Genomic DNA, 17,068 nt, shown 5'->3' with positions numbered 1-17,068 from the left:
CGCGCACCCGCATGATCGGCCTCCTGCTCAACAACGGTGGTCAGCCAGTCCTGCGCCTTGAGCGTATCGCGCATGGCATCGTCGCTTGGCCGCACGCCGGCGCCCACCAGCGCCCAGTCATGCCCCTCGTCGGTCGCAAACAGATCGTCCAGATAGACAGCCTGATGCGCGCGGTGAAAATTGCCTATGCCAAAATGCACGATACCCGGCTTCAATGTGGCTGGGTCGTAAGCGGGCTTGTGCACTTTATCGAAGCTTTGAAGCGTTGCGCGCGATAGCTTGGTCATGAGGGTATCCTTTATTCAAGCGGGTACAAACTGGACTTTCTTGGTCGCGGGATTTCTGAGCCCGAGGAACCATCGCATGCATGGAGTGTCGTCTGGTTCAAGGGTTGGCTGTCGGGGAGTGCCAATATATGAAAGCGCGCGAACTACACCCCGTCTAGTATCCGGCGTGCTGTGTTCTCATCGGTGATAAGACCATTAGCAAGTTTAGCCGCGAGTGCCGCCGTGATAGCGGCTGCACGATTTGTCCCGGAACCAACGATCACCGTCGGTCGCTCGGCTGGAGAAGTCAGCGCAAAGGACGTCAGTCGCGGATGATAATCAGCATCGACAACACGCCCATTCGCATCAATAGCGGTTCCTAGCAGCTCTCCGATTGCTCCACATTCCATCGCTTGCCCGGTTTCGGCTGCCGTGATGAACCCGTCCATGTAAAGCGATGCCTCCGGCCCCCAATAGCCAATTCCCATCATAAGAAGGCTTGCCTCCCCGACCAGAGCCTTAAGGTTGCGATATCCAGGTTGGGCCTGTAATACCTCCCGCTCTTCGATGGAATGTGTAACGACGGGCATTGGCAGGGGAAAACATTGGGCGCCGATCCGTTCGGAAAGCCAGGTGACCACGTCGTAATGGCTTGCTCGCCCATCCCGGGTCAAATTGCCCATTAACGATACACATTTGTGCTGCGGACGATTGATGGGCTGCAAACGCCGAGACACTTCGCGCATCGCCTTGCCATTCCCGATAGCAATAGTCAGTGGCGCTTTCTGCTGTAAGACCGTCTCGAGATACAATGCCGCATGCAGACCGACTGCGGGTATATCCTCGATATTACCGAATTCGTTCATAGCAACGTCACAATACTGCAACGAAAAGCGATCCATGAGCCGCTCCGCTAGTTCGATGCATTCGCTCATGGGATGAACGAGCTGAAAACGAATAAGACGTTCACTTTGCGCAAGCGCAATCAAACGCTGCACGACTTGTCGTGAAACTCCGAGTTCTGCTGCGATCTGATCTTGTGTTTTGCTCTTTTCGTAATAGAGCCATGCCGCACGGGCAGCAAGGTCAAGACGCCTGTCGCCGTTGACTTCACCCTTATCCCCATGACTGCTCATTGCCCCGCCCCTCTGTTTGTGGATCGCTTGCTCATCGGCATAAGCTACCCTTTTTACAGCTTCAACAGGCGGGCGATGTTACCACCTACGATTTTTGAGTAGCCTTCGGAATCGTCCGTCGCTCTTTCCATCTTTCTGAACTCCCATTCGTAATCAACGAACGGCGAATCTGTTCCCCAGATTACCTTATCCGGACCGAGCGCACGAACGGCGGTCTGAATCTCGAATATCGGTGCCCGTGATGTTTCCAGATAGAGGTTCGGGAATTCTCGTGCGAAGCTGATCGCCTGATCCACGGACCAAAAAAAGCCCATATGCGCCATCAGGAGCGGCACATTGGGAAAGCGCGCAGCCATGAGTGCGAACTCAGGGGGATTGTTATAAAGATCGCTAGCGCCATGAACGATCACTGGAATGCCGAGCTCATCCGCGACCTTGAATAGTGGATCGACTAGGTGTGGATCGGAAAGATGATAGCCATTTATGGTGGGATGCAGCTTCAACCCTTTGAAACCCCAATCCACCACACATCGGCGCACCTCATCGGCGGCACCTGCCTCCCATGCATTGACAGCACAAAAAGGGATAAGGCGGTCGGGAAACTGATCGAATGCTTCCTTAATGGGTTCATTGGTGAAATTCCCTTCCACAAAGGGAAACATCACAGCCTTATCCACACCTACCGCGTCGATCCTTGCGATCAGGTCCGCCCCTGTCTGAACTGCACCAGCGCGGACGCCAAGATGGTTGTGCGCATCGATAATCATCTGTTCTCTCCTCGATTGTTTCAATGTTGACGTTTCAGTCCGCCGACAGCCATGGCGAGCAGAATGAAGGCTCCGTTCAGCGCGAGACGGTAAGGCGCTCCAAGACCGAGCAGCGTCAGTCCGTTGCCGAGGAAAGCAATGAACAAAGCGCCAAGTATTGTGCCTAGTATGTTCATTTCGCCACGTCTGGAAGCGAGCGTCCCCAAATACGCTGCCGCGAAAGCATCAAGTAGATACGGTTCTGCTCCACGTGGCACCGCGATACCGGTCCTAGAGACGAGAGCAACGCCTGCGATTGCAGCAAGCAGACTCGCGACCACAAAGCCAGCTCCAAAGATGCGCCGGATATCAATTCCAGCGAGGAACGCGGCCCGAACGTTCAGCCCCACCGCCTTGGCTTGACGAGCAAACGGAGTATAGCGCATCAGCACGAATGTAACTATTAAGACGATGATTGTCATAACGATCAATGCTGAGAATGGACCAATCATCCCCTGACCGAGAAACAGGAAGGGCTTCGTCATGCCGCGCGGCAGCGTGAAGAGCATCTGGGGCTCCGCACCGTTTGTCATCATCAATTCGCCGGAACGGATAATAAACATCATCCCTAGTGTTCCGATAATTGCTGGCACTCCGATATAGCCCATGAGCACGGCATTGATCAGACCGATGCACAGTCCAAAACAAAGCGGCAAAAGATAGGCCATCCACACGGGATAGTGGTGAATAATCAGTAACGCAGCGATCAGTCCGGCGGCATCAGCCACCTGCGCCACGGAAAGATCCACCCCGCGCATCGACATAACAACAGTCAATCCGATCGCAAGAATGATAAGGACGGTGCTCTGGCGCAGGACATTTGCGATGTTCGCAGGACTGAGAAAAGTCGGCTTGAGCAGATAGAACAGCACAAATACGAGCAGCATGCCGATTATCGCGCCATAATTGCGCAGAAAATCCACTGCACTGCGGATGAATACAGAGGAAGTGACCATGGTGTTCATCGCGAAGCCCTCAAAAAATCAGTACCTGCCCAATCTCCCGTCGCCGAAACACACCCAGCGCGATAGAGAGAATGAGAACGAGCCCCTGGATGGCCGGAAGCAACTGACTTGAAACGCCGATCAGGACAAGGCCATTCGACAAGGAAGCAAGGAAGAGCGCCGTAATCACCGTTCCTGTGACACTAAGATCACCGGCCCGCGACAGCGCGCTGCCCAGAAAGGCCGCCGCCAGCGCGCTGATCAGAAAATCTATGCCGGTCGCCAAAGCAGATGCGCCGTAACTGTAGGAAGCAAGAACGACGCCCGCCAGACCCAGAACCAATCCGCCAATCACAAAAGATGCAAAAGCATAGGGCGAGCGAGCCACGCCGCGCAATTCTGCGGCTTCAAGATTTTGCCCGACCGCATACATCCGCAAGCCCAGTCTGGTATGGCGCAATAACAAGTGCAGAAGCACCGCCACGACAAGCAGCAGGATGAATACAAACGGCACGGGGCCAACATATCCCTGACCGATGAAGAAGAAGGCGGGCTCATTTGAGAGCGTTAACGCCTGGCCGCCATTATAGAGCAATGTCGCACCCATGGTAACGAACATGGTGCCAAGTGAGGCGACAAAAGCCGGCATGCCGAAGAAAAGTACGAGCATCGCATTGACCACGCCAATTGCGGCGCCCGTCGCCAAACCCATGCCGATCGCGCCGATCATGCCTGTACCGCCGATAAGAAGGCCGGACGCGATATTGGCGGTCAACTGACTTGCAGCGCCAGCCGACATGTCAAAACCACCAGCAACGAGCACAATGGTCAAGCCAAGAGCGATGAACGCCAGAACGCTGCCCTGTTTCAGCACATCGAAAACATTTCCTATCGAAAGAAAATTGGGGGCGAGAATTGTAATGACCGCCAGCACCAGCACCATTCCGCCAAGGGTTGACCAGCGGGTCACCGTCGTTTTCGTTGGTTTCTGCGTTTCCGGTCGCATATGCCCGTGCTGTGCGGCAGGGGTAGCGGGCGTATGCTGTTCTTTTTCGTTGCTGCCGGAAGCCCAGTACAGCATGGTCTCGGGATTGCTGTTCTGACCTTCAAGAACAGCGTTTATCCGTCCCTTGTGCATAACCGCGACGCGATCGCACATGCCGGCGACTTCTTCGAAATCGGAAGAAATGAAAATGATCGCTGCACCGCGCCTCGCCAACTCGATCATCTGTCGGTAGATTTCTACCTTTGATCCGACATCGACGCCGGTCGTCGGCTCATCGAATAGGAAAACCTCGGAATCGCCCGGAAGCCACCTGCCGATAACGACCTTCTGCTGGTTGCCACCTGAAAGATTGCGCGCAAGCTGGTTGAGAACAGGGGGCTGAATGTTCAAGTTCCGCACTATAGAGGCTGCATCCGCCTTTTCTCGCCGCAGATCGATCAGCCCGCCGCAGGACCAGAGGCCGATATTAGGCAAGGTTAGATTTTCGCGCATCGTCATGCCAGTGAGGAGGCCTTCATGCCGCCGGTCCTCGGGAATGATTGCGAAGCCTTCACGTCGTGCAGCGCCTGGATTGGCAGGAGCGGACGCCTGTCCCCGCAAGATGACTTCACCTGCACTCCGCGGCAAGGCTCCAATCAGAGCCATCGCCAATTCCGAACGACCTGCCCCCATTAAACCCGCAATGCCAAAAATTTCACCCCGTCTGACGGAAAAATCCACTCCACGAACAGCTTGCCCCTGTTGGAGCCCCCTTACTTCAATCAGTACCTCTCCCAGTGGGAGGGCTTCTTTCGGATAAAGTTGGGAAATCTCTCGTCCGACCATCAGTTGCACAATGTCCGAGCGGCTCGTGCCCAGCGCATCACGTGTTTCGACAAGACGTCCGTCACGTAAGATGGTGATGCGGTCGACCAGATCCAGCACTTCATCGAGATAATGCGAGATATAGATGATTGTTACACCTTGATCTCGCAACGAGCGGATCATGGTGAAAAGAAGCTCGGCTTCTTTCTCGCTTAACGATGCTGTTGGTTCATCCAGGATGAGAATCTTGGGATCGCGCAACAAGGCCGCGGCAATAGACACCTGTTCACGTTGCGCGACGCTCAAATCTCGCACTAGAGTGTCGGAAGTAAATGCCGCGCCTACACGCTCAAGAGCCGTCTCGGCGACGGCGGCCATGGCCCTCTTATCCAGAAAGCCCCCGGACAATTTTTCATGTCCCAGAAAGATATTCTGTGTGACATCGAATTGCGCAACTAGCTGTTGGTCTTGATGAACAATAGCGATGCCGTTGGCTTCAGCGTCCACCGCACTGCGCATGCGGACGGGGTTACCGTCAACGAATATCTCACCGCCATCGGTCTGGTAAACACCAGTTAAAACTTTTACGAGCGTTGACTTGCCCGCGCCATTCTGGCCCAGAAGAGCATGTATTTCACCCTTACGGATCGAAAGCGACACACCACTGAGCGCCGTCACACCAGGAAAGATCTTGCGGATTGAACGGCATTCCAGCGCAGGCGCGGACGCGCTCCCCGCAGGCTTGCCCGTTTGGTGCGGAACCATGACAGATCCTCTTGCTTTATTTCACATGTCAGGGCGCGAGCGTACCTGCGCCCTGACCATAGTTCCGTCAGGGCAAAACGGGATGGACAACCTGAAGCTCACCGTCCTGCTTCCAGCGGCTTTCGACATCAGAACGCGCGATGGCAAGATCGTCCCAAACATTGGAGCCCCAGCGCTTTTCAGCCGCTGCTACCCCATTTGCGCGAGTGGCCAACCATGCATCGGTAAATAGCGTATCGGGAAACTCTTCCTTCCCCCCCAGCTTTTGGGTCAGAATCTCGGCGGCAAGAGCGCCAATACGCGGAACGTCCTGTACGACCGTCGCAATAAACGGGCTGTCGACGTCCAGCAACATCTGGAAACCGACGCGATCTCCGTCAATTGAAGCGACCTTGATTTCATTGCGGCCATTGCGTCGGATGGACTCCACCGCGCCAGAAACCAGCAAATCATAAGCGCCCCACACGGCGGCGATACTGCCCGGCTCGGGATTGGCGGTCAGAATATCTTCCATCTGCGCCTGAACTCGCGCGACGCTATGCTCGGTCGGCACTTCATGCAGCTTAACCTGCGGATAGTCGGCGACAATCGCCTGGAGGATACGCTTGCGTGTTTCGAGCAAGGGGGCGCCTGGTACCCAGAAAACATAGATATCGCCTTTATAGTGGATACTTGAGAGCAGCGCCCGGCTCATAATTGCAGACATGAGAGGATCGTCACCGCCGACATCGGCGACTGAGCCTTCGACCTTCGAGCCGATTGACGTTGTTACGACTGGAATACCCGCTGCGCTCGCCTTCTTGACGATTGGCGCCAACTGCTGTGCGTCGCCCAGTTGGACGATAATCCCCGAAACGCCTGAATTGATGAGGCTTTCAATGTTTTCATTGTGCTTGCGCGGGTCAGCTCCGCCGTCAGTCACGACAACTTGAGCGCCGTCTTTTTCCAACAGTGATTTTGCACCCGCGATGATGTCGCGGTTGTAATCGTTGGTAATCTCGCGTGCCGCAATGCCAATTTTCTTGCCATTGAGCGCCTGAGCGTGCGCCGTGAACGGCGCATACAGGACGGACGCAGACACAGCTATTGCGCAGATCGTGCTTCGAAACATGGAAACCTCCCTAGAGCCCTCCCGGCTCTTTACTCGATCATTTAATCGATATCCGATGATTTGATCGATAAAAATTTAAAAGTCAAGCCATTAACCGCGGCAATAGTGGCATCCGTTAAAAGATGAATATACTCGATCATCACGTTTTGCCCATTTAACGATTAATTACTCGCCACCTCTTAATGTGCTGGTAAAATGACATTTTAAAAAAGCAACCTCGCCAGAACTGATTTGACCGACCTATTTGTGGATGTGGTCAACACCTCCAATAGGACGGCGCAGAGCACGGTGGCCGCAGTTCAGCGATCTACTCTTCTTATGCCAACGCTGCGCCAAAAGCGGCCGACACCTCGATGAGGGGTAATTTATTACGCCTTGAAAGGATATTAACCATTGACCCTGGTCATTGGACGACGTGCTGATTACCGGTCAGGTTTCGCGCGCTGTCCTCCAGATCCCAGCTCTTGTTCAGACCCATGGATTGATGAGACTACTCGAACGAGCCCTTCCCACTTCTCCAAACGCAGAATTTATATAGAAGTGCCCGCGCCCAGCGATGACCAGCAACGCGATGCGTTTGCGCGTGTCAGACAGCGATAAGATGGGGCGCGTTCAAAACTTCTGCCAGGATGAGAGTCCCTGTTCCTTATTTGGGAACGAGCACTAGTCGGTTGAATATCACCGCAATCGATAAATGGTCAGCACATTTTTATCGAGTAACAGAAATGCAGTAGCCATATTCAATTTCGGCTTTCAGCTCTCTCCTGCTCAGCAACGAGCTCGTAGCTCCATCGCACATCTTGCTGCATGGCAAGTTTGGCGGCTTCAGGATCATGGGGTCGTTTGCGGGAGGGGGCGAAATCCTACGTTAAGCCGAGAACGCGCTTACCGTATTCCCTTAGCTCGCCATTTGGGCCGACATAGCGATAGAGAGTAACACGCTCGATCCCAAGTTCCTTGCAGAGATCGGAAACGGAAGTATCGCGCTGCGCCATGGCGGCCTGGGCGAGACGGACCTGTGCTTTGGTGAGGGCAAATTTTCGCCCCCCTTTGCGACCGCGCGCCCTTGCAGCAGTAAGACCGGCCATGGTTCGCTCGCGGATCAGGTCACGCTCAAACTCGGCCAAAGTTGCGAAAATGCCGAAGACCATGCGGCCTGATGCGGTTGTGGTGTCGATCTGAGCACCCTTTCCGGTCAGCACCCGCAAACCGATATTGCGATCAGACAAATCCTTCACAATGTTGACCAGATGGGCAAGCGAGCGCCCGAGGCGGTCGAGTTTCCCGACTATCAGCACATCGCCGGCACGTAGCGATTTAAGACATGCCGTTAGGCCGGGACGATCTTCTCGGCTGCCGGAAGCACGATCTTCATAGATATTCTGGTGGTCAACCCCGGCAGCGCTCAAGGCATCGTGTTGCAGGTCGAGCGACTGAGACCCATCAGCTTTGGAAATGCGCCCATAGCCGATTAACATTTTCGCCATTCCATAATCATGGTGAATGGCGTCGTGAGATACCTTTGCACCCTGTCGGGTGGACCGCTGGATGGTCTCGGTTCATCGAAGAATGTCAGTTTCAGGCCTTCGCCAAGCAATACAGACATGTAAGTGCTCAAGGGGCGGTGCCAGTTTCGCACCCGCAAGCCATCCCATTCAAACCACTCTGCCTGTTCACTAAAATAGTTTCCAAGAGGATGGTACGCACGACCGTCTTCGCCTTTGATCCAACCAAGTGTGCCATTGGAAGTGAAGAAACTAGTCAGGTTTGCGATCAGAATTCTTCCGCCGGGCTTGAGAATGCGCGTGGCTTCTCGAACCGCCGTGTGCAAGTCGTCAATGTCGATAAGGCTCAGGTAGAATACTGCGAGGTCGAACTCTTCATCATCGAAAGGCAATTTCTCGGCAAAAGCGTTGAGATATTTACCAGCTGGATCACGGTTTCGTGCTCTTTCAATAAACGGTTCAATTGGGTCAATTCCGACAGCATCGATACCGATCTTCTTTGCCATACGGCAAAATCGCCCTTCGCCGCAGCCGATATCCAACATTTTTGCTGCGCCCGACAATTTGGATCGCTCCAGCATCGGCTTGTCGAGGATGAACTCGCGCGCGAAATCGCCCGCATCGGGCATTCTGTCGATCCACGATTGAGAAGAACTAAGCCAGCCGTTCTCATCCGGGTCACGTTGCTTCATTGCCTGAATTTCCCTGTTTCACAAACGGTGGTTTGAGGCGGTGTATCGGACGCGAATGTTTTGTTGACTAGAATTGTATCTCAACCAGCTTCATAAACAAAGCTTCTTAAACATGACCAAATTTTGAAAAAGGAACTTAAATGCCGCGTCGCGTCACTCTCACGGATCGGCAAAGGGATGCACTGTTGCGCCTGCCGACCTCGCAAGCGGATTTGCTGAAGCACTATACTCTTAGCGATGAGGATCTCGGCCACATCAGGCAACGACGGCGCGCTCACAACAGATTCGGCTTCGCCCTGCAACTGTGCGCCCTCCGCTATCCCGGCCGGGTGTTGGCTCCGGGTGAACTGATACCGGCAGAGGTTATCGAATTTATCGGAGCGCAGCTCGGCCTCCATGCCGACGATCTTGTCGAATATGCTACCCGTGAGGAGACGCGGCACGAGCATCTTTCCGAGCTGCGGGCCCTCTATGGATTCCGCACCTTCTCTGGACGTGGTGCGCGTGATCTGAAGGAATGGTTGTTCCGCGAAGCCGAGATCGCTGTGTCGAACGAGGATATTGCCATTCGCTTCGTGACCGAATGCCGTCGCACGCACACAGTTCTGCCCGCGACATCGACGATCGAGCGGCTTTGCGCAATGGCTCTGGTTGATGCTGAACGACAGATTGAGACAAGAATTGCCGGTCGCTTGTCGCAAGAAATCAGGAAGCCGTTGTTAGCGCTGCTCGAAGATACCGTTGACGGCCGGGTAACTCGGTTCGTCTGGTTGCGGCAGTTCGAGCCAGGCTCGAACTCATCGTCTGCCAACCGGCTGCTCGACCGGATAGAATACCTTCGACGCATCGTTTTCCCCGAAGATTTGCTGGCTGGTGTTCCTGCTCATCGCGTGACACGTCTGCGTCGACAAGGCGAACGATATTATGCTGACGGCATGCGCGATCTTCCGGAGGACAGGCGGCTTGCAATTCTGGCCGTCTGCGCGTCGGAATGGCAGGCAATGCTTGCCGACGCCGTGGTCGAAACCCATGACCGGATCGTCGGCAGGCTCTACCGGGCGTCGGAACGGATTTGCCAGGCGAAGATCGCCGACGAAGCAAACGCCGTGCGCGACACTCTGAAATCTTTCGCCGAAATCGGCGGAGCCCTGGTCGATGCACAGGATGACGGACAGCCGTTGGACGACGTTATCGCAAGCGGATCAGGCTGGGACGGCTTCAAAACCCTTGTCACGATGGCAGCCAGGCTGACCGCCACTATGGCGGACGATCCCCTCAACCATGTGCTGGACGGCTATCACCGTTTCCGCCGCTATGCTTCTCGCATGTTGCGCCTGCTTGATCTCCGGGCTGCGCCGGTTGCACAGCCGCTTCTGGAAGCGGTTACGGCCCTACGCACTGGCTTGAACAATGCCGCGCATACGGCCTTTTTGCGGCCGAGCTCGAAATGGCATCGTCATCTTCGTACACAGGTGGTCGGCGATACTCGCTTCTGGGAAATCGCAGTCCTGTTCCATCTGCGCGATGCCTTCCGCTCCGGGGATATCTGGTTGGCCAGGTCCCGGCGCTATGGTGATTTGAAACACGCACTCGTACCGGCGCAGGCGCTGGCCGAAAGCGGTCGCCTGGCTGTGCCATTGCGGCCGGAGGAATGGCTGACGGACCGGCAAGCCCGGCTCGAAATACGGTTAAGCGAGCTTGGTCGCGCCGCACGCGCGGGCACAATTCCCGGTGGGTCCATCGAGAACGGCGTCCTGCATATCGAGAAGCTCGAAGCCACCGCGCCGTCTGGTGCCGAGGATATGGTTCTCGATCTCTACAAGCAGGTCCCGTCTACGCGGATTACCGACATCCTGCTTGAGGTGGAAGCTGCAACCGGTTTCTGCGACGCGTTCACCCATCTACGCACGGGAGCGCCCTGCGCCGATCGGATTGGACTGATGAACGTCATTCTCGCGGAGGGGATCAATCTCGGCCTTCGGAAGATGGCAGATGCCACCAATACCCACACTTTCTGGGAATTGATCCGCATTGGGCGGTGGCATGTCGAGGGCGAGGCCTACGACCGGGCGCTGGCCATGGTGGTCGAGGCGCAGGCGGCGTTACCTATGGCGCAATTCTGGGGCGCGGGTATATCGGCCTCAAGCGACGGGCAATTCTTCGCGGCGACAGAGCAAGGCGAGGCCATGAACCTGGTCAACGCGAAATACGGCAATACGCCGGGTCTGAAGGCTTACACCCACGTCTCGGATCAATACGCACCGTTCGCAACCCAGATGATCCCCGCGACAGCTAGTGAAGCCCCCTATATCCTTGACGGCCTGCTCATGAATGATGCTGGCCGTCATATCCGCGAGCAGTTCGCTGACACGGGAGGCTTCACCGATCACGTCTTTGCTGCATGCGCCATTCTCGGCTACCGGTTCGCTCCTCGTATCCGGGATCTGCCATCCAAACGGCTCTATGCGTTCAATCCATCGACAGCACCAGCGCATCTGCGCCCTTTAATCGGAGGCAAGATCAACCAGGCCATGATCGAACGCAATTGGCCTGACATCCTGCGTATCGCCGTCACCATTGCAGCCGGAAGCGTTGCGCCAAGCCAGATCCTGCGCAAACTTGCCTCCCATCCGCGGCAAAACGAACTGGCCACAGCCTTGCGGGAGGTTGGCCGCGTCGAGCGGACCTTGTTCATGATCGACTGGATTCTGGATGCCGATCTGCAACGCCGCGCCCAGATCGGTCTCAACAAAGGCGAAGCGCGTCACGCGCTGAAACGGGCTATCAGCTTCCATCGGCGAGGCGAAACCCGCGACCGTTCAGCGGAAGGGCAGCACTACCGTATTGCCAGCATGAACCTGCTCGCCGCCATCATCATCTTCTGGAACACCATGAAGCTCGGCGAAGTCGTCGCCAACCAGAAACGAGCCGGAAAGCCATTATCACCCGATCTACTGGCCCATGTCTCGCCGCTCGGTTGGGAACACATCAATCTCACCGGTGAATATCGTTGGCCGAAACCTTAGCGTAGGATTCCGCCCCCTCCCGCAAACCACCCCAATCCATCGAGGCAGCTATCGCCTGCCTGTTGCCCCAGACCTTTCCACGTCTTGTCATGTCCGGCCCATCAGCCGGACTGGCGATGCTGAATTCGACCCGGCCCGCATCCACGTCGTCGCAGACAAGATTACCGGTTCCATGCAACAATGTAACAGCCATCACAATTCCTTATGTTCAAAATCGTTCGACGGTAGTCTGGCGATGTCGCACGCGACCCTTAGTTCAATTCTCAGAATTATCCTGTGCCGCACTCAGCTTTTCACGGAGAAGGCGCTTAAGGTGGGCGTTTTCCGCTTCAAGTTCTGCGAGCATTTCGTCGGTCACCAGTTCATCAGTAGCTTTGGGCTTTCGATCACGGGAGCGCATTTGCGGCAACATGGGCGCCCCAGGTATCGCCGCATCTTTGTCTGTCGCCTGCTCTATTCTCGGTGGCTCCGCACCACTGGACGGTTCGTGAAGTGCATTCTCTCCCTTGAACGGCGCTAACGCTTCCGATGGGTTTCCTGGCTCGGCCCCGATGGATGCGTTGCCATCTGCTTCTTCAAGCTCTTTTGCCGGGGTCGTGTTGATGGTGAACTTCTGCAATTCATGATCGGGCTGCAACTTCCTCTCGCTGATGACGCTTTTGTTCTCAGCCGCTTCGTTAGCTGTGTCCCCGTCCGACACCGCCAGGTCCCTGCCTGCCATCAATCCATCCTTGGACTTTGATGATCTTCCCCGGGACAGATTTTGCGTCGGTTTTGAATCAGATGATGAAGCGGAAGGCTCATTCGCCGCCTCGTGCGTCGGCTCCGGCTGACTTGACGATGCCTCAGGCGGCTGCACTTCGTTCGCAGGCACTGGGGAAGTTTCAAGTGGGGGTGTCGGTTTTGTCTGCGGATTTGCATCAACGCCTGTTCCTTCAAAGTCTTCCACCGTGACCTTAATCGACATTTTTGCCTTTGAACCGTCATCAGATCGCTCTGGAGTCATATCAGCTGGGCTTTGTACACCAAGTGTTGCATCCGCCCCGGTGTCGTTGTTGCGCGATCGCCAGTTCTTCAGTCCCGCAACGAGGCGCTCACTCCATGATTTCATTGTCAATCAACCTCCCCGTTCGCGCCAAAAAGGACTTGGTGTTGCCTGCTTCCCAACATGCGACAGCCTTGGCGACGATAAACCGGACACACCCAAATGACCAGAACACGCGGTTGGTATTGCTTCATGCCAGTTTCAGCCAGGTCGCCGTCGGGCCAATGAACATGCAGGCCTGAATAAAACGGACCTATCTACTGTGGGTGGCCCGCAGATCGGCTCGTCTGAGCAGCGCGAACAAGGCATCATTTTCTGCGCGCAGTTTCGCAAGCAGTTCGCGCTTGAGAGACGCATTCTCGTTCTCGAGGGACAGTAGTTCGGAGCGGCTGTCTGGCTCTGCGACCGGAGGTATCGCAATTTTCTCTTTCTTTCGAGCAACCTTCTTCACGCTGTGCCGAACAGAGCGTTTTTTCTTTCTGACAACAATTTCTTCGGTAATTTCTGGCTTTTGGACCGCAATGGGCGCGATCAGCTCTTTTTCTGGCTCGACCGCATCAATGACAGAAATCTCTCGCTCGTCCGCAACGGTTTCAGTGGTAGCCGCGATCAGCGGCACGACTTCCAGGTCGTCTGTCTCAGCTTTGTCGTTCATGGGTTCGGGGAACTGAGCTTCTGCCTGAACATCTATCGGAGATTGCGGCGAATCCGCTTCAACTTCCCGGGCGATCGACTTCAAATCCAGATCTCCCCACAAGGATGCGTTCCCCCTCCGGGCACGCTTGTTCTTATATTCGACGATAACATTGCGAACTGGATTCTTCATCCGTGAATGGCTTTCCAATGAAATATGACCGAAGGGGGTGAGAAGAGCGCTTGACGCTACCTATCGATTTCCAGCCTGTTTTTCAATGTTCAGCACTGCATTCAATTGTGACAACAGCCTCTCAGAAAAAGCTCTTTCGTAAAGTCCCCATGAACTACACGACTTTATTTCCACATTAAGCGTTGATCTGTATATTCCAGAAATAAGTAACTGCCCTTACGCCAGCACAGGAGAAACTCAACATGGCTGATGAAACAATTACCGATGCAAAACCAGCTGCAACTGCAATCAATGCTGCTGAACCTGTCGGTGACATGCCAAAAACACGCGCTCCCCGGAAAAAAGCCGTGCCAAAACCAGCAAAGACTAGCGTTGTTTCTCCTTCAACGGCGACAAAGGTCGGCACCAAACCTGCCAAAGCGCCTAAAGCTGCCGCGAAGGCTGAAACCATTGTAACACAGCCAGCAAAACGCACGGTCAAGAGATATAGTCCCGAGCTGCGTGCCGCCCTCCTCGCTTCTATCGAAAAAGCAACAAAAGGGGGAAAGGTCACTCTGAAAGCTGCATTGCAGCAAGCGGAAGTCAGTGAACAGACCTATTATAATTGGAAGAACGCTGCAGAAAAGGCAGCGCCCACAGCGGCAAGGGCGCCTTCAGGTGATGATCTGAAGACTCTGGTGACGCTCGAAGCTGAAAATCTAAAACTGCGCAAGGAACTGGCCAGTAAGCTACGAGCAGAAAACGCCGAACTGCGCAAGCGGCTCGGTAAGTCTTAAAACCGGAAGCTCATTGCCAGCTGCACAACAAATCACTTGAACGGGTGATCTTGCTGATGCGGGTCGCCCGTTTTTCTTAATCACTGGAACCTGTGGCCAGTGATTGCCTTGCTAACTGCCCAACGCTCAACGCGCTATCCCAATTGAACCCTTGTGGTTTTGATTCTCCGCTGGCAGGGAGCAGAACGGGCAATATTGATTGCGAATATAACGCCGATTTCCGAGAATATTTGAAATAATTCAATAATAAATGATTTCACATGAAAACTATAATAAATCAAAACAGCGGCAGAATTAATCTGCCGCTGTCTTTAGTGATGTAATCTTGACTGGAGATCAGATTATCACTTGATAATTATTTAAGCATCAACTCTCTATGTCAAGTTATTGCTTGAAACACGCGATCAATTAGCGATCACGTGTTTGTAACTTAGAACGAGCGTTGGAATCGGATCGTGCCGCCCCAGGCATCGTCAACATTGTTGCCGTTGTAGACGGCTTCGTAGTCTTTCCACTTGTCGTCAAACTTTGTGTAGGTGACTTCAGGTGTAATCGTGAAACCGGGAACGATTTCATATGCCACATTTGCGGCTACCGCTGTTTTGCCCCAGTCGTCATGCGCACCCTGCAGGTTAAAGGTAGCCTTGTCAGTTGCCTTAAACTTCAAACCACCCCAGACGGCCCATTCGCCACCCCATTGACCGTACATCTGGTCCGGGTTCTCTTCGGATGAGTAGGCACCCTGAAGCCAAAGAGAGAGCCGATCGGTGACATTAACGTCGCCGCGCACCTTTGTGGACCATTCCTCGATAACTGAGTCATAAGCGACGACACCGGCAATCGACCCCCAGCCACCTGCATATTTCAGGCCGCCAACAACATGCGGCATGTAGCCATCTATTACGTAATCGTGGCCGAACGGATTGGCATAACCGCCATCGTTATCGCCACCTTCTTCAAGTGCAAGGACAGCCGAGAAACCGTTACCACCGGTGAAGGTGTACGAGATCTTGCCCGTACGGTACGCACCCGGGGAGACAACGTCATCGTTGATGACATCGCCGAGATATCCCGTAAACGTGTGGAATTCGGATTCATCGATACCCACCTTCAGACCGCCCAGTTCGATGTAGGCGAACTGCATGACGACATCCGAATTGGTATCACCATAGACGCCGTCGGTTCCCGAGTTGTTTGCGGAGTAATTGAAGCGCGTTTCAGTGAACGTCTTCAAAGTGCCCAGTTCGGTCTCGGAAGCTGTAGAGGTACGAAGCGCAAAGCGGAAGCTTTTGTCCCAGCCGTCACGATCCGTACCGGAATATGGATTATTACCACCCTTGACGTCGTAACGCAGATAACCGTGGATACGCAGACAGGTCTCTGTGCCCGGGATGTAGAAATAGCCAGCGCCGTAAGCGTCGCAAACGCGCACATATTCAACGGCTTCAGGCTCCGGCGCGACGATTGCGTCGGCAGCATAAGATGAGAAGGAAATCATCGTAGCTGCTGAAGAGATCAGAACAGTCTTGATTTTCATAAGAGTTGCCTCGATTCAGCGTGGACTTTTAACAACCCACCTATCTCTCAGTACATAATTAAACTCAATATAAATAATATTATTAAAACCGCTATCCTTGGATATTGTGTCAACAATGATACCAAATATTTATTATGGAATATTCATAAAGTGGTATTTTATTAGATAAATTTATTATATATAACATATTAAACTATCATATAATTATCACGCTAAGATTTCATTCAGAATTCAAAATATTGTGAATAAATACGCTCCTGTCATGATGTAAGAATATCCACTTCGAGCGTAGTTTTCCCAAAATTCTTTCAAAGCTGTCAATTGACAAGAAGTATGAACATGGATTCTTTTGATGCAAAAAACATTTCCCTGAGAAATCTCGCAGCAAATATACTTTTTTCTGGAACCGTACTTCGCTCCCTCGAAAAACAGGCATTCAGCGAAATCGGGCTGGACCCTACTGTCGCATCCTGCCTTTTCTGGATTGCACAAGTGGGGGATGGCGCACGACAGATTGATATCGCTACGCAGATAGGAATGACGGCACCTTCACTTGTACGGATAATCGACTTGCTGGAGGAGCTTCAACTCGTCCATAGAGCGGTCGACGAAACGAACCGGCGCGCTAACAGAATTTGGCTGACGGCTGAGGGAGAACGTATGGTTGTGCGCATGCGGACAATCCTTGACAGCATCCATCAATCTTTGTTTGACGAATTTGACGCGCGAGAAATAGAGGCGGCAAACCATTTTCTTCAAAAACTCATCGACAAAGTCGTCTGATTGCTCTTACCGCTATATGGACACGTATGCGTATAGTCAT

14 protein-coding genes and 1 pseudogene are annotated in these 17,068 nt (G+C 53.9%); 3 read left to right on the top strand and 12 right to left on the bottom strand.

The window, feature by feature from the left end:
- The 8 genes and pseudogenes from FHW03_RS24515 to FHW03_RS24480 all read right to left on the bottom strand — a co-directional run.
- Nucleotides 1-287: pseudogene (locus FHW03_RS24515) on the bottom strand (mannitol dehydrogenase family protein); the annotation flags it as partial.
- A 143-nt stretch (nt 288-430) separates the two neighbouring features.
- Nucleotides 431-1,402, bottom strand: coding sequence for a sugar-binding transcriptional regulator (locus FHW03_RS24510; protein WP_038595167.1), 972 nt, complete (start codon nt 1,400-1,402; stop codon nt 431-433).
- Nucleotides 1,403-1,455: 53 nt separating this feature from the next.
- Nucleotides 1,456-2,169, bottom strand: a complete 714-nt coding sequence (locus FHW03_RS24505) for an amidohydrolase family protein (protein WP_182523040.1) — start codon at nt 2,167-2,169, stop codon at nt 1,456-1,458.
- A gap of 20 nt (nt 2,170-2,189) precedes the next feature.
- Nucleotides 2,190-3,173: an ABC transporter permease gene (locus tag FHW03_RS24500; RefSeq protein WP_182523039.1), complete on the bottom strand. Its 984-nt coding sequence runs from the start codon at nt 3,171-3,173 to the stop codon at nt 2,190-2,192.
- 10 nt (nt 3,174-3,183) lie between these two features.
- A complete protein-coding gene (locus tag FHW03_RS24495) occupies nt 3,184-5,727 on the bottom strand; it encodes an ATP-binding cassette domain-containing protein (protein ID WP_182523038.1) in 2,544 nt (847 codons plus the stop codon).
- A 67-nt stretch (nt 5,728-5,794) separates the two neighbouring features.
- Nucleotides 5,795-6,838, bottom strand: a complete 1,044-nt coding sequence (locus FHW03_RS24490; RefSeq protein ID WP_182523037.1) for a substrate-binding domain-containing protein — start codon at nt 6,836-6,838, stop codon at nt 5,795-5,797.
- 863 nt (nt 6,839-7,701) lie between these two features.
- Nucleotides 7,702-8,316, bottom strand: a complete 615-nt coding sequence (locus FHW03_RS24485) for a recombinase family protein (RefSeq protein WP_182523045.1) — start codon at nt 8,314-8,316, stop codon at nt 7,702-7,704.
- The gene (locus tag FHW03_RS24480; RefSeq protein WP_210277415.1) at nt 8,310-9,035 is read right to left on the bottom strand and encodes a methyltransferase domain-containing protein; all 726 of its coding nucleotides are present in this window, start codon (nt 9,033-9,035) and stop codon (nt 8,310-8,312) included. Before FHW03_RS24480 ends, FHW03_RS24485 begins: the two co-directional genes overlap by 7 nt.
- Before the next feature lie 140 nt (nt 9,036-9,175).
- Here FHW03_RS24480 and FHW03_RS24475 point away from each other — a divergent pair, with 140 nt between their 5' ends.
- Nucleotides 9,176-12,061, top strand: a complete 2,886-nt coding sequence (locus FHW03_RS24475) for a Tn3 family transposase (RefSeq protein ID WP_182523036.1) — start codon at nt 9,176-9,178, stop codon at nt 12,059-12,061.
- On the opposite strand, the gene FHW03_RS24470 is transcribed toward FHW03_RS24475, so the two are convergent.
- From FHW03_RS24470 to FHW03_RS24460, 3 genes are all read right to left on the bottom strand, one after another.
- Entirely contained in the window at nt 12,030-12,254 is a 225-nt protein-coding gene (locus FHW03_RS24470) for a hypothetical protein (RefSeq protein ID WP_182523035.1), read from the bottom strand. The two genes, FHW03_RS24475 and FHW03_RS24470, sit on opposite strands and share 32 nt — an antisense overlap.
- A gap of 63 nt (nt 12,255-12,317) precedes the next feature.
- Complete coding sequence (locus FHW03_RS24465) at nt 12,318-13,178, bottom strand: hypothetical protein (protein ID WP_182523034.1); 861 nt, start codon at nt 13,176-13,178, stop codon at nt 12,318-12,320.
- A 181-nt stretch (nt 13,179-13,359) separates the two neighbouring features.
- A complete protein-coding gene (locus FHW03_RS24460; RefSeq protein WP_182523033.1) occupies nt 13,360-13,932 on the bottom strand; it encodes a hypothetical protein in 573 nt (190 codons plus the stop codon).
- A 242-nt stretch (nt 13,933-14,174) separates the two neighbouring features.
- Here FHW03_RS24460 and FHW03_RS24455 point away from each other — a divergent pair, with 242 nt between their 5' ends.
- Nucleotides 14,175-14,708, top strand: a complete 534-nt coding sequence (locus FHW03_RS24455) for a transposase (RefSeq protein ID WP_182523032.1) — start codon at nt 14,175-14,177, stop codon at nt 14,706-14,708.
- A 430-nt stretch (nt 14,709-15,138) separates the two neighbouring features.
- On the opposite strand, the gene FHW03_RS24450 is transcribed toward FHW03_RS24455, so the two are convergent.
- Nucleotides 15,139-16,245: a porin gene (locus tag FHW03_RS24450; protein WP_182523031.1), complete on the bottom strand. Its 1,107-nt coding sequence runs from the start codon at nt 16,243-16,245 to the stop codon at nt 15,139-15,141.
- 339 nt (nt 16,246-16,584) lie between these two features.
- Between FHW03_RS24450 and FHW03_RS24445 the strand changes: the two genes are divergently transcribed.
- Nucleotides 16,585-17,028 carry a MarR family winged helix-turn-helix transcriptional regulator gene (locus FHW03_RS24445; protein ID WP_182523030.1) on the top strand — a complete coding sequence of 148 codons (444 nt, stop codon included), beginning with the start codon at nt 16,585-16,587 and terminating at the stop codon, nt 17,026-17,028.
- Nucleotides 17,029-17,068: the final 40 nt, after the last annotated feature.

Origin of the sequence: Ochrobactrum sp. RH2CCR150 (assembly GCA_014138095.1) — a bacterium.
In the GTDB taxonomy this organism is placed as follows: Bacteria; Pseudomonadota; Alphaproteobacteria; order Rhizobiales; family Rhizobiaceae; genus Brucella; species Brucella gambitense.
This window is presented reverse-complemented; position numbering and strand designations above follow the sequence as displayed.

Excerpts from the sequence above, each read along its gene's own strand:
- FHW03_RS24470 (WP_182523035.1), bottom strand. The coding sequence starts at position 12,254 with ATGGCTGTTACATTGTTGCATGGAACCGGTAATCTTGTCTGCGACGAC.
- FHW03_RS24505 (WP_182523040.1), bottom strand. The coding sequence starts at position 2,169 with ATGATTATCGATGCGCACAACCATCTTGGCGTCCGCGCTGGTGCAGTT.
- FHW03_RS24455 (WP_182523032.1), top strand. The coding sequence starts at position 14,175 with ATGGCTGATGAAACAATTACCGATGCAAAACCAGCTGCAACTGCAATC.
- FHW03_RS24510 (WP_038595167.1), bottom strand. The coding sequence starts at position 1,402 with ATGAGCAGTCATGGGGATAAGGGTGAAGTCAACGGCGACAGGCGTCTT.
- FHW03_RS24490 (WP_182523037.1), bottom strand. The coding sequence starts at position 6,838 with ATGTTTCGAAGCACGATCTGCGCAATAGCTGTGTCTGCGTCCGTCCTG.
- FHW03_RS24445 (WP_182523030.1), top strand. The coding sequence starts at position 16,585 with ATGGATTCTTTTGATGCAAAAAACATTTCCCTGAGAAATCTCGCAGCA.
- FHW03_RS24495 (WP_182523038.1), bottom strand. The coding sequence starts at position 5,727 with ATGGTTCCGCACCAAACGGGCAAGCCTGCGGGGAGCGCGTCCGCGCCT.
- FHW03_RS24450 (WP_182523031.1), bottom strand. The coding sequence starts at position 16,245 with ATGAAAATCAAGACTGTTCTGATCTCTTCAGCAGCTACGATGATTTCC.
- FHW03_RS24460 (WP_182523033.1), bottom strand. The coding sequence starts at position 13,932 with ATGAAGAATCCAGTTCGCAATGTTATCGTCGAATATAAGAACAAGCGT.
- FHW03_RS24485 (WP_182523045.1), bottom strand. The coding sequence starts at position 8,316 with ATGTTAATCGGCTATGGGCGCATTTCCAAAGCTGATGGGTCTCAGTCG.
- FHW03_RS24500 (WP_182523039.1), bottom strand. The coding sequence starts at position 3,173 with ATGAACACCATGGTCACTTCCTCTGTATTCATCCGCAGTGCAGTGGAT.
- FHW03_RS24480 (WP_210277415.1), bottom strand. The coding sequence starts at position 9,035 with ATGAAGCAACGTGACCCGGATGAGAACGGCTGGCTTAGTTCTTCTCAA.
- FHW03_RS24475 (WP_182523036.1), top strand. The coding sequence starts at position 9,176 with ATGCCGCGTCGCGTCACTCTCACGGATCGGCAAAGGGATGCACTGTTG.